10 protein-coding genes, 1 rRNA gene and 1 pseudogene are annotated in these 12831 nt (G+C 66.8%); 3 read left to right on the top strand and 9 right to left on the bottom strand.

The genetic code is table 11. The features are described from left to right. Window positions 1-66 precede the first annotated feature (66 nt). Window positions 67-186: ribosomal RNA gene (rrf, locus tag AC0VYB_RS11705) — 5S ribosomal RNA — on the top strand. A gap of 383 nt (window positions 187-569) precedes the next feature. After that, a protein-coding gene (locus tag AC0VYB_RS11700; RefSeq protein ID WP_100227560.1) for an IS3 family transposase occupies window positions 570-1717 on the top strand; the annotation gives its coding sequence in 2 pieces (ribosomal slippage) (window positions 570-840 and window positions 840-1717; 1149 coding nt in all). Here AC0VYB_RS11700 and AC0VYB_RS11695 read toward each other — a convergent pair. From AC0VYB_RS11695 to AC0VYB_RS11675, 5 genes and pseudogenes are all read right to left on the bottom strand, one after another. Further along, window positions 1714-1968, bottom strand: coding sequence for a helix-turn-helix domain-containing protein (locus AC0VYB_RS11695; protein ID WP_475384705.1), 255 nt, complete (start codon window positions 1966-1968; stop codon window positions 1714-1716). The genes AC0VYB_RS11700 and AC0VYB_RS11695 overlap by 4 nt on opposite strands. A 148-nt stretch (window positions 1969-2116) precedes the next feature. Then, window positions 2117-2986: pseudogene (catA, locus tag AC0VYB_RS11690) on the bottom strand (catechol 1,2-dioxygenase). Window positions 2987-3064: 78 nt separating this feature from the next. Next, a complete protein-coding gene (gene catC, locus AC0VYB_RS11685; RefSeq protein WP_063250347.1) occupies window positions 3065-3340 on the bottom strand; it encodes a muconolactone Delta-isomerase in 276 nt (91 codons plus the stop codon). Between the two features lie 104 nt (window positions 3341-3444). Next, window positions 3445-4545, bottom strand: coding sequence for a mandelate racemase/muconate lactonizing enzyme family protein (locus tag AC0VYB_RS11680; protein WP_063250344.1), 1101 nt, complete (start codon window positions 4543-4545; stop codon window positions 3445-3447). Beyond that, window positions 4545-5468, bottom strand: a complete 924-nt coding sequence (locus tag AC0VYB_RS11675; RefSeq protein WP_009380043.1) for a LysR family transcriptional regulator — start codon at window positions 5466-5468, stop codon at window positions 4545-4547. Before AC0VYB_RS11675 ends, AC0VYB_RS11680 begins: the two co-directional genes overlap by 1 nt. Window positions 5469-5860: 392 nt before the next feature. On the opposite strand from AC0VYB_RS11675, the gene AC0VYB_RS11670 reads away from it, so the two are divergent. Beyond that, on the top strand, window positions 5861-7642 hold the full coding sequence (locus AC0VYB_RS11670) for a BCCT family transporter (RefSeq protein ID WP_009380042.1): 1782 nt from the start codon (window positions 5861-5863) through the stop codon (window positions 7640-7642). A gap of 272 nt (window positions 7643-7914) precedes the next feature. Here the strand turns inward: AC0VYB_RS11670 and AC0VYB_RS11665 are convergent, their stop codons facing one another. From AC0VYB_RS11665 to AC0VYB_RS11650, 4 genes are all read right to left on the bottom strand, one after another. Beyond that, complete coding sequence (locus AC0VYB_RS11665) at window positions 7915-9510, bottom strand: GMC family oxidoreductase (protein WP_051995582.1); 1596 nt, start codon at window positions 9508-9510, stop codon at window positions 7915-7917. After that, a complete protein-coding gene (locus AC0VYB_RS11660) occupies window positions 9507-10991 on the bottom strand; it encodes an aldehyde dehydrogenase family protein (RefSeq protein WP_009380034.1) in 1485 nt (494 codons plus the stop codon). The genes AC0VYB_RS11665 and AC0VYB_RS11660 overlap by 4 nt, the downstream gene beginning before the upstream one ends. Before the next feature lie 52 nt (window positions 10992-11043). Then, window positions 11044-11409, bottom strand: a complete 366-nt coding sequence (locus AC0VYB_RS11655; protein WP_131247825.1) for a hypothetical protein — start codon at window positions 11407-11409, stop codon at window positions 11044-11046. Between the two features lie 350 nt (window positions 11410-11759). Beyond that, window positions 11760-12830 (bottom strand): hypothetical protein, encoded by a 1071-nt coding sequence (locus AC0VYB_RS11650; protein ID WP_009380033.1) that lies wholly within the window; start codon window positions 12828-12830, stop codon window positions 11760-11762. Window position 12831 lies beyond the last annotated feature (1 nt).

Genomic DNA, 12831 nt, shown 5'->3' with positions numbered 1-12831 from the left:
TTCGCTGTACGGTTCTTGGACCACTACCACACACACTCTCGTGTGTGGTGGTTGTCTGGATGGTTTTGCGGTGGTGATAGTGGTGGGGAAACGCCCGGTTAACCGTTCCGATCCCGGTAGCTAAGCCCATGTCATGCTGATGGTACTGCAACTTGGTGGTTGTGGGAGAGTAAGTGACTGCCGCAATAATTGTTGGTGGGGGCACTCCTTTTCGAAGGGGTGCCCCCACTTTTACATTCACCGGCAATGCGGTCGTTGACCGTGGTTGACTTGTGTTCGTTGACCCTCGTTGATGCGTGGGTGGATGGTGGGGGACCTGGTGGGGTTCCCCTTTTCTGCATTCACGACCACTGCCGTGACCGTGGTTTTTCACGATATGGAATTGGACGCAGATCCGCGTGGCCATCCGTCGCTTCCCCCGTAACGTCCAACTCGTCGCAGAGATACTGCCGCACACCTCAACGGTGAGGAATCGAGAAGAGACGGTGGGCTGACCCCGGGATGTAGGTCCAGTCGTTGTGTGAGTCGTCTTGATGCTCGCTGCTGCGGGCAGGAAGACTGGTCTCATCATGACGAACACGAGGAAGCGGCACACGCCTGAGCAGGTCGTGCGCAAGCTCGGACAGGCCGACCGGATGCTGGCCGATGGCGCGGACGTCGCGGCGGTGTGCCGCGAGCTGGGCGTGTCGGAACAGACGTACTACCGGTGGCGCAACCAGTACGGCGGGCTCAAGGCCGACGACGCCAAGCGCCTCAAGGAGCTCGAGAAGCAGAACGCCACCCTCAAGCGTCTGCTCGCTGAAGCAGAGCTGGAGAAGGCGGCGCTGAAGGAGCTGGCAGAGGGAAACTTCTAGGCCCGGGCAGGAGGCGCGCCGCTGTCGCTCACCTCATCGCGAAGATGCGGGTGAGCGAGCGGATGGCGTGCCGGCTGACCGGGCTATCCAGGTCCGCCTACCGGCGCACCCTCAAGGCCGATACCGTCGCCGACCCCGACGCCGCCTTGCGTGAATGGCTGCGCGGTTACGCGAAGAAGCACCCCCGCTGGGGCTACCGGCGCGCGTGCCACGACGCCCGCGGCGAGGGCTGGCAGGTCAACCACAAGAAGATCCAGCGGCTATGGCGCGAGGAAGGCCTACGCGTGCCCCAGCGACGTCGCCGTAAGCGCATCGGCTCCTCGACCACGGACGCCCCCAAGGCGTGCGCCCCGAACGTGGTGTGGGCCATCGACTTCCAGTTCGACGTCGACGAGGCCGGGCGTCCGATCAAAATCGCGTCGATCGTGGACGAGCACACCCGGGTCTGCCTCGGCGGCCTCGTGGAACGCTCCATCACCGCCGACCGTCTCACCGACCATCTCGACGACCTCGTTAAGCTGCACGGACCGCCCGCGGTCCTCAGAAGCGACAACGGGCCCGAGTTCATCAGCCAGGCGATCGCCGACTGGGCCGGCACCCGCACCGGCTTGTCGTACATCCCGCCCGGCTCGCCGTGGCTCAACGGCTACGTCGAGTCGTTCAACTCCCGCCTGCGCGACGAGTGCTTGAACATCAACAGCTTCTACTCACTGCTGCACGCCCAGGTCGTCATCGGCGACTGGAAGGTCGAGTACAACACCGTGCGACGCCACTCGGCGCTGGGCTACCTCACCCCGGCCGACTATGCTCGCCACTGCACCCACGAAATGGAACCCGACGACTCACACAGAGACCGGACCTAACAACGGGGGCGGCCCACCGTGACCGCCGGCCCGACCGTATACCGACGGTCATCGAGCTGGGTCGCGAAGTCCCGGTAGACGAGCATCGGCAGGATGCGATGGCACGTCGACGGCGACAGGGACGTGCGCGCACTGATCTCCTGCAGGTGCAGCGGCACGGAGTCCCGGAGGATCTTCTGGATGATCAGCGCACGATCGATCGATTGGATGAACGTGCTCGGCACCGCCCGCAGGTCGAGGTTCTCCATCATCGTTCAGTTCCCATCAGACGTCGGAATCGTGGGGTGGTCACTCGCCGAGGTGGTGCATCGCCGAGGTGGTGACATGGCTGAGCGGCAGCAGCTCGGTGAGCTGCTGCCGCGGCCGCGGTCGTGGACGCCTCCTCAGCGACGGGCCTTCTCAGCGGGCCGGGTCGAGGACGAAGTCGTAGACGGTGATCTCGCCTTCCTCGTCCGGGTTCGGCTGGGGATCGAGCATGAGCTCGGGCTTGACCGCCGAGGCGATGTCGTCCTCGTTGTGCGGATCGCCGGGGAAGTAGAGCTGCGAGGTGATGAGCTGATGCTCCGGCGCATGGACCTTGAAGTGCATGTGCGCGGGACGCCACGCATGCCATCCGGCCGCCTCGATGAGCTGGCCGCACGCCCCCTCTGTGGGGATCTGGTAGGGCGCAGGCCGAATCGTGTGGATCTCCTACCGACCCTCGTCGTCGGCGACGAAGGTCCCGCGCAGATTCCATTCGGGCAGACCCGGCGCGAACTGCGAGTAGAAGCCGAGATTGTCGGCATGCCAGAGCTCGAGCTTCGCCCCCGGCAGGGGAGCTCCGTCGGTCGACGTCACCTGGCCCTTGAAGACGAACGGTGTGCCCGGTTCGTCCGCGCGCATTGGGATGGTTCCGTTCCATGGCAGCTCCGGTGAGCCCTCGAGGTAGTACGGGCCCTCGATCGTGCCCTTCGATCCTTCGCGGTCCTGGTTGGCGACCTCCTCGACTGAGTGCTCGAGCCACACGTCGAGGAACAGCGGCCATTCGCCGTCCTCGCCGACCTTGATCAGCCACGCCTTGAACGCGTTGTACTCCTCATAGGTCACCTGCTCCTCGAGGACGAGGTCGTTGAGCGCCTTGACCGCCTTCCCGGCGAGCAGAGCGACCCGCTCATGGTCGACGACTCCGCCGGCCGCCCTGGCCTGACGCTCCTGGAACCGCGCCGAGGCGTTCGCCCCGGAATCCGCGGCCCTGGCGGTGACCTCTTCGGTGAAACTGTTCTCAGACATTGCTGTTCCTCTTCTGTGACGAGCCGACTCTGCCGGCAGTTCGGGTGGTGAGTGCGTGTTCGGGTGGTGGAATCCTGGTCAGATGTGGGAGGGATGCGTGGCCAGCGGCGTGACGCTGATCCGCATGTGCGGGAAGAGCGGCAGCCCGGCAAGGAGGCCGTGGAGTTCGTCGTGATCGGCGACGTCGAAGACCGAGTAGTTCGCATACTCGCCGACGACCCGCCAGATCTCCTTCCACCTGCCGTCGCGCTGCAGGTCCTGCGAATACGCCTTCTCCCGGGCGAGCAGCTCGGCTCTCTCCTCCGGGCTCAGCCCCTCAGGCAGGGTCACATCCATCCTCACGAGGTAGAGCATCATCGCCTCCAATTGCGGATCGTCGTCGGTCGGTGGTCGGGGGTTGCGGTCGGTGGTCAGGGTCGCAGTCGTCGGCTCGGATGCCAGCCGGCGCACCAGCGCGGTCAGTCGAGGCGGTAGCGGGCGAGCTTGTCCTCATCGACCGCAGTCCCGACGCCAGGCACCGTCGGGGCCGGGAGTCGACCGTCGACGATCGTCAGCGGCTCGGCGATGAGGTCATCGCCCATGTCGAGGAAGTTCGACAGCTCCGCCGGATACCGCGAGGAGTGCTCGAACGCCGCCCCGAACGTCACCGTCGCCGCACTGCCCAGCTGCGTGTCGATCTGATTGCCCATGAGCACATCGATGCCGAGCGCCTCGGCGAATCCGAGGATCTTCGCCGACTCCGTGAACCCGGTCCGCGCCGTCTTGATCGACAGCGCGCTCGCCCCTCCCGTATGGATCTCCCTGGCCGCCTCGCCGAGGGTGGACGCCGATTCGTCGGCGACGATCGGTATCGGTGAGGCGGAGACGAGAGACCTGCGGGCGAGCACCTCGGCGGCATCATCGGGCTCCTCGAAGAACCGCAGATCGAGGTCGGCGGTGGCCTCGAGGACGCGGCGGGCCTCGCTCGCCGTCCACCCGCGGTTCGCGTCGAGGTAGAGGAGCACCTCGGGTCCGAGGGCCTCGCGCAGGGCGATCGCGACCTCGACGTCGAGGGAGATCGGACGGCGGCCGACCTTGATCTTGAATGCCCGTACCCCGTACGACTCGACACAGGCGAGGGCTTCGTCGACGACCGCCTCGGCGGGGGAGAAGCCGAGCATATGGGAGACCTCGAGGGACGGGGCGAACCCGCCGAGGAGGCGGTGGACCGGGGTCTCGAGGGCCTGGCCGATGAGGTCCCACAGGGCGATGTCCATGCCGCCCTTCGCTGTCTGATTGCCGACCGTGCGGTGGAGGCGGGCGTGGATGAGCGCACGGTCGAGGGGATCGGCGCCAAGCAGCGCCTCGGTGAAGACACCCCCGATGATCGCGGTCACGGACTCGGTCGTCTCCCCGTACGTGTAGGGGCGAGGCGGGATGTCGGCGGTGCCGACGAGCCCGTCGTCGGTGCGCAGGCGCACGAGCACGTGCTCGATGTGGTCGACCTCGCCGCTGGCGAAGCGCAGGGGTTTGCGCATGGGGATCCGGTAGGGGATCGTCTCGACGGCGGTGATGCGCATCAGGCGCTCGCCTCCTCGGCGGAGGCCGGGTCGTCGATGACGTCGGCGACCACCTCGGCGATGATGTCGGACATCCGGGCGATGGCGGCGGTGTCCTCGTCCTTGCGCCAGGCCAGGGCGAGCTCGGTGCGCGGGGCGTCACTGAGCTCGCGGAAGAGGACCCCGGGCAGGCCGAGGGCGGTGGCGGTGCGCGGGATGACGGCGGCACCGAGTCCGGCGGCGACGAGCGACATCAGGGTCGAGGTCTCCGAGGCGCGCACCGTGTACTCGGGCTGGGCGGAGTGCGCTGAGAGGTGCCGCTGGGTCGCGGCCGCCATGACCGAGTTCTCGGGGTAGCCGACGAGGGCGTGCGCTCCCACCTCGGCGGCGGGGACGGTCTCATGGTCGGCCAGTGGGGAGTCGGAGGGGACGGCGAGGACACAGGATTCAAAGCCGAGCGAAGCGTAGGTCAGCCCCGGGATCCGCGAGTTCGACCGCAGGAGTGCGATGTCGATCGTGTGGTCGAGGAGCCGGGTGATGAGGCGCGGGGTGATCATCTCACCGCTGACGGTCAGCCGCAGTGCCGGTGCCGCCGAGGCGGTCCGCCGGACGACCTGCGGCATGATCCCGTACGTCGTCGACCCGGTGAAGCCGAGCCGCAGCGGACCCTGGAGACCGTCGCCGATGAGCCGGACCTCGGTGCCGAGGGCTTCGAGGTCGGCGAGGACGCGGCGGGCCTCGTCGAGGAGGTGCTTGCCCGCCTCCGTCAGTGAGACCGAGCGCGTCGTCCGGTTGAGGAGAGCGGTGTCGAGCTGGCGTTCGAGCTTCCTGATCTGCTGCGAGAGGTAGGGCTGGGCGAGGTTGAGCCGCTCCGCGGCCCGGCCGAAGTGGCGTTCCTCGGCGACGGTGGCGAAGTACTGCAGCTGGCGGGTCTCGATCATCATGGGACAACGCTCATCGGTGCGATCGTCATCGGTCTCCCTCTCCGTCGAGGCTGCGCTGTCGGGCCGTGTCAGCCGGTGCTGTCAGTAGTCACAGTAGGCCCGATCACGGATGACTTAAAGAGCCGATTGCGTCTCGATTGAGACGCTGACGTTATCAATCTCGGGGCACGTGAGCGGCGCGCAGTGCGTGTTCCCGGAGCACTTACACCGCCTGCGATCATTGCAGTCGGGCGGCGATCCTTCAGGGTGCTGCGGGGTGCGCTGAGCCCGTGATCTGGGCATTCTCGGCGGTCGTGGTGGGCGCTTGGCATTCCGTGGCCGCAATCGGCGTTGTTGTCATATCTGCGAACTTCGATAGCGTGGTGAGCACACATCAATGGAAGGTACAGCGCATGCTCAACCGTCTGCACGATGCTCTCAGGCTGAGGACGAACCCAGTCATCTTCTTCTCCTCAGCCGCTGTGATCATTCTCTTCGTCCTCGGAACGATCCTCTTCACCGACGCCCTCGACACCGGGGTCTCCGCCGCCTCCGACTGGCTGCTGCGCAACCTCGGATGGTTCTACATCCTCGGCGTCACCGTCTTCCTCGTCTTCCTCATCTACATCGCCGCCTCCCGTTACGGACGGGCGAAGCTGGGACCCGACGACGAACCGCCCGAGCATTCCAACGGTGCGTGGTTCGCGATGCTCTTCGCCGCGGGCATCGGGTCGATCCTCATGTTCTGGGGTGTCGCGGAACCGGTCAGCCACCTCGGCGATCCGCCCCGGGCGAGCACCGGGATCGAACCGGGCACGGTCGAGGCCGCGGCGGACGCGATGAACTTCACGTACTACCACTTCACCCTGCACACATGGACGATCTTCACGCTGCCGGCGCTGTGCTTCGCGTACTTCATCCACAAGCGCAACCTGCCGCCGCGGGTGAGTTCGATCTTCCAGCCCATCCTCGGTGAGAGGATCCACGGGCCGATCGGGAAGACGATCGACGTCGTCGCGATCATCGGCACCGTCTTCGGCGTCGCCGTCTCGATCGGACTGGGCACCCTGCAGATCAACGGCGGACTCGCGCAACTCTTCGGGATCCCGGAGAACGCGCTGTGGCAGCTCATCATCATCGGCGTCGTCTGCGGGCTGGCGACGATCTCGGTCTCGCTCGGTCTCGACAAGGGCATCAAGGTGCTCTCGAACATCAACATCGTCGTCGCCGTGCTGCTCCTCGTCTTCATCATCGTCGTCGGACCGACGCTGTTCATGGCGCGAGGGATCTTCGAGTCCCTCGGCACCTACATCCAGCAGCTGCCGCAGCTGGCGCTGTGGAACGACACGTTCGCCGACACCGGGTGGCAGAGCAGCTGGACGGTCTTCTATTGGGCGTGGACGATCACATGGTCGCCGTTCGTCGGCATCTTCATCGCCCGCATCTCGCGCGGACGGACGATCCGGCAGTTCGTCATCGGCGTCCTCGCGATCCCCTCGGCGTTCTCGATCATCTGGTTCGGCGTCTTCGGCTACGCCTCGTTCGACATCGAGTTCAACAAGGGCGGCGGTCTCGTCGATCGAGTCGTCAATCAGGGCGACATTCCCGGCGCGCTCTTCGCGTTCCTCGAGAACTACCCGCTGGCCGGTCCGATCTCGGTCATCGCGATCATGCTCGTCGTCATCTTCTTCGTCACCTCCGTCGACTCGGCGGCGCTCGTCGTCGACACGATGAACAACGGGCACGAGGACTTCAACCCCTTGGCGCAGCGGATCTTCTGGGCGCTTGCCATCGCCGTCGTCACCGCGACCCTTCTCGTGTTCTCCGGGACGGGTGGCCTCGAGGCGTTGCAGTCGACGATCATCCTCGTCGGGCTGCCGTTCTTCGTCATCGCCTACTTCCAGATCTACGCGCTCATGCGTGCCCTGCGCGAGGACGCGGGCGAACCGCCGCGGGTGCGCATGCGCCGGTGGAAGAAGGTGCTCCCGCCGGAGGAGGCCGAGCGGAGGGCCGATGACGACGACGCGTTCAACGACGAGTACGACGCGTCGGAGGAGACCGTCGTCGCCCCCGAGGCTGACGAGCCTGCGCCGGAGTTCCGCGACCCCTACGTCGACGCACCGAAGGCGAAGCCGAAGCGGCAGAGCACGCTCGCCAGTCGCACCGGCAGCAAGGCCCGGCCCCAGCGGGAGTAGGGGGCGCCTCCGGCGGGGGAGGTTGCGCCGGGCAGCGGGGCGGCAGGCCAGCCGCGCCGTTGTGAGTCACTTTCCGCCGAGATGGTCGGGTTTCGAACCGACCGATCGGGCGAAAAGTGAATCGTTCGCGCAAGAGGGCCGGTCGCGCACCGAATGTGGTGTGCGACCGGCCCTCTGCTGTGGTCAGTGCCCGTCAGCGCCCTGCCGGATCGCCGGGTCGCGTCACGCAAACCAGACCCCCGGCCGGCGTCACGCGCCTCAGACCATCGACATCACTGCCCGTTCTTGATCATCTCCGCGCACTTCTCGCCCATCATCATCACCGTGATGTTGGGGTTGACCGTGGTGATCTCCGGCATCGCCGAGGCGTCGACGACGCGCAGACGGTTCACGCCCTTGACGCGCAACTGCGGATCGAGCGGAGCCGAGTCGTCGTCGGGAGCGCCCATCTTCGCCGTGCCCACCGGGTGGTAGACGGTGTTGTGGGTACGGACGATGTAGTCCTCGAGCTCCTCGTCGGTCTGGGCGTCGGTGCCGGGGAACAGTTCGCGGCCGGCCCACTCGGACATCGCATCCTGCGAGACGATCTCACGGGCCTTGCGGATGCCGGCGATCATCACGCGCATGTCGTGGCCCTCGGGATCCGTGAAGTAGCGCGGATCGACGAGCGGCTTGTCGCGGAAGTCGCACGAGCGCAGACGCACCGTGCCGCGCGAGCGAGCATGCGTGACGTTCGGAGTGAGGCAGAACGTGTTCTCGGAAGTCGGGTACCCCTGGCGCACAGTGTGCATGTCGAAGGGCACCGACCCGTAGTGCATCATGAGGTCGGGGCGGTCGAGGCCATCCTCGGTGGGGGAGAAGATGCCGATCTCCCACCACTGCGTCGAGTCCTCGACCATCGGCTTCTTCGCCTCCCACGAGATGACGCCCTCGGGGTGGTCCTGGAGGTTCTCCCCGACTCCGGGAGCGTCGACACGGGACTTGATCCCCACCTCGGCGAGGTGGTCCTTCGGTCCGATGCCCGAGAGCATGAGCAGCTGCGGGGTGTTGATCGCACCCGCGGAGACGATGACCTCCTTCTTCGCCTCGATGCGGTGCGTCTTGCCGAAGGCGTTGTTGACGACGAGGACGCCGGTGGCGTTGTTCTCGTCGTCGAACTCGATCTCCTTGGCCTGGGTGTCGGTGAGGATCGTGAGGTTCTCGCGGTCGAGGATCGGGTGGAGGTAGCTCACCGAGGAGGACGACCGGGTGCCGTCGTCCTTGCGGTTGACCTGGAAGAAGTTCGCACCGTTGATGACGGTCTCGCCCTCGTTGAACTGCACCGTGGGGATGCCCGCCTGCTCGCACGCCTCGAGGAGCGCGATGCCGCAGGGATCGACCGGAGGCACGTTCATCAGGCGCACCGGACCGTCATGGCCGTGGTGGTCGCCGGGGAGCTCGTTGTTCTCAAGCTTCTTGTACAGGCCGAAGGTGTCCTTCGAACCCCAGCCGGTCGCGCCGTACTTCGTCTCCCACTCGTCGAGATCCTCCTTGGGCGCCCAGAAGGCGATGCACGAGTTGTGGGAGGAGCAGCCGCCGAGGACCTTCGCCCGCGCATGGCGCATGAACGAGTTGCCGTGCTCCTGCTTCTCGATCGGGTAGTCCCAGTCGAACCCGGACTCGAGGAGTTCCATCCATCGGTTGAGGCGGAGGATGACGTCCTCGTCGACGTCGGTGGGGCCGGCCTCGAGGAGACCGACGGTGACGGTGGGATCCTCGCTCAGGCGAGCGGCGACGGCGGCTCCGGCCGATCCGCCTCCGACGACGACGTAGTCAAAGCTGTGGGTGGTGTCCACGGGAATCTCCTTCTTCGCTCTCGCTGCGATCATTCGCTCTCGGTGTGCACGGGGAACCAACCGGTCACGGCGGGTTCGAGGTTGTGGTAGATGTGCTTGGCCTCCTGGTACTCGGCCATGCCGGTGGGTCCGAGCTCACGGCCGAAGCCGGACTGCTTGAAGCCGCCCCATTCGGCCTGCGGCAGGTACGGGTGGAAGTCGTTGATCCAGATCGTGCCGTGGCGCAGCTTCGCCGCGACCTCCTGGCACTTGCCCGCGTCCTGGGTCCACACGGCGCCCGCGAGACCGTAGATCGTGTCATTGGCAGTCGCGACCGCCTCGTCGACGGTCGAGAACGTCTCGACGGTGACGACGGGACCGAAGGCCTCGTCGGAGACGACGGACATGCCGCGTTCGACGTTGTCGAGGACGGTCGGCAGGTAGTAGTAGCCGTTCTCGAGTTCGCCCTCGCCCCACTTGCCGCCGCAGCGCAGGCGCGCGCCCTCGGCGATGCCCTTCTCGACGTACTTCGTCACCTTGTCGCGGTGGGCGGCGGAGATGAGCGGACCGGTCTCGGCATCGGGATCGAAGGGCCCGCCGAGGCGGATCTGCGAGGCGCGCTCGACGAGCTTGTCGACGAACTCCTCGGCGATCGAGTCCTCGACGATGAGCCGGGCACCGGCCGAGCAGACCTGGCCGGAGTGGACGAACGCGCCGTTGAGGGCGTTGTCGAGGGCTGCGTCGAGGTCGGCGTCGGCGAAGACGACGTTGGGGTTCTTGCCGCCGAGTTCGAGGGCGACCTTCTTCACCGTCGCCGCGGCATTGGCCGCGAGCAGGCGACCGGTGACGAGCCCGCCGGTGAAGGAGACCATGTCGACGTCCTCGCTCGTCGACAGCGGGGCACCAGCGTCGGCACCGGCGCCGAGGATGAGGTTGCCGACTCCCGCGGGCAGCCCGAGCTCCTCCATGACCTGCATCGTCATGATCGCGGTGTGCGGGGTGAGCTCGGCGGGCTTGAGGACGAATGTGTTGCCGGCGGCCAGACACGGGGCGATCTTCCACGCGGCCTGGAGCAGCGGGTAGTTCCACGGCGTGATGAGCGCACACACGCCGACGGGTTCGTAGGAGATGCGGCTGACGACGGAGTCCGAGCCGGCGTCGACGATGCGTCCGGCATCGTTGGCGGCGAGCTTGCCGAAGTAGTCGAAGCAGTTGGCGATGTCGTCCATATCGATGCGCGACTCGACAATGCGCTTGCCGGTGTCGAGGGACTCGGCGACGGCGAACTCCTCCTTGCGCTCACGCAGCACCGCGGCGAAGCGGAGCAGGAAGTCACCGCGTTCGCTCGCGGGCCTGCTCGACCACACGCCGGAGTCGAAGGCGCGGCGCGCGGCGGCGATCGCGAGTTCGGTGTCGGCCGGACTCGCCTCGTCGACGACGGCGACGAGCGTGTCGTCGGCAGGGTTGTGGATCTCGCGGGTCCTGCCGTCCTGGGCAGAGACCCACTTGCCATCGATGAAGAGTGTGTTGGGCACGATGTCTCCTATTCCTGATGCGATCGTTCGAGTGCGGTCGTGCGGACAGCGATCATAGCCGCCAGCGGGCTGAGCCGACGGCGGGGGCAGTCGGCAGCGGGATGCGCAGGTGCGGTCCGTCCGGTGAACCGTCACCGGGGTGGACAGCGATGCTCGCCGAGGCGGTCGTCGGTGTGCCGAGGATGCGAACCGTCGTGCCCGTGGCCGGTGGGACGGCAACCGCCGAGGCGGTGGTGCTGCCGGTGCGGACAGGTGCGGTCGTCGTGGGCGAGGGCGCCGAGGCGGGTGACCGGACGAGGCAGGCCTGCACATCCGACGAGTTCGCGTAGGCGAGGGTGATGCCGTCTGGTCCGACACGGAGGCGGCTTGATCCGACGCGGCGGCGGACTCGAGGGCTCCGATCCAGGTGCAGGTTCACGACATCTGTCGTCTCTGCGGCCATGAATACCCCACTGACTGCGTGCGAATGGGTGGTCGCCCCATGCTCGGGGCTCACTGATCGGTTCGCGACGAGTCTAACAGAGCGCTTCCTGCGGACTCCGAGGTGGGAAGCCCCGAAATCGCGGGGCTGCACGGCAAGATGACTGGTCCGACGTGTCCGCGCCCACAGGGTGCCTGAGGCGGTCGTGGACTAGAATGGGGCGGAATCATTGAAAAGTCTTTATAGGGAGAATCGTGGCCCAAGGGGATTCGCGAGACAGCCAGCACAACCGCCGCTCGGGCGACGACAATCGCGGAGGCAGTCGCAATCGTCGACAGGACTCTCCGTCATCGCGTGGTGAGCGCGGGCCGCGAAACTCCGACCGCCGAGGCGGCTACCAGGGCAATCGCCGTGACGATGACCGCCAGGGCGGGTACCGCGGTGGGGACCGTCGCGATGACAACCGGGATGGTTATCGCGGGGACCGTCGCAATGACGGTGAGCGCGGCGGATTCCGCGGCGGAGATCGCCGTGATGACAACCGGGGTGGATACCGCGGGGACCGTCGCAATGACGGTGAGCGTCGAGGCGGCTACCAGGGCAATCGCCGCGACGACGATCGTCGTGGAGGATTCCAGGGCCGCCGTGAAGAGGACCGTCAGGGCGGTTACCGCGGCGGAGACCGCCGAAACGACGGTGACCGCCGCGGCGGTTACCAGGGCAACCGCCGTGACGACGATCGTCGTGGAGGATTCCAGGGCCGGCGCGATGACGACCGTCAGGGCGGCTACCGCGGTGGAGATCGCCGCGATGACAACCGGGGTGGTTACCGCGGGGACCGTCGCAATGACGGTGAGCGCCGAGGCGGCTACCAGGGCAATCGCCGTGACGGCGATCGTCGTGGAGGATTCCAGGGCCGCCGGGACGACGACCGTCAGGGTGGTTACCGCGGCGGAGAAGGTCGCGATGACAACCGGGGCGGATACCGCGGGGATCGCCGTAACGACGGTGAGCGTCGAGGTGGCTACCAGGGCAATCGCCGTGACGATGACCGTCAGGGCGGTTACCGCGGCGGCAACCGCCGAGACGACAACCGCGGGAAATACCGCGGGGACCGCCGAGGCGACGACGACCGTCGCGGCGGATACCAAGGCGACCGCGGCGGCTACGGTCGGAACAACAACGACCGTCGCGCCTCCCGCGCGACCGACACCGGTGACTACGCGCGGGAACAGCGCTCCCGCCGCCCTCGCCTCCAGGAACCCGAGATCCCCGAGGACATCACCGGCAAGGAACTCGACAAGGAGATCCGCGGCCAGCTGCGTTCGCTCGACAAGGAGAACGCCGAAACCGTCGCGAAGCACCTCGTCGCGACCGGCGGCTTCCTCGACGTCGATCCCGAACGCGCCTATGAGCACG

Source organism: Brevibacterium sp. Z349TD_9 (assembly GCF_056173565.1).
Note: the sequence above shows the minus strand (reverse complement) of the source record. Positions and strands in the feature narration are given on the sequence as shown.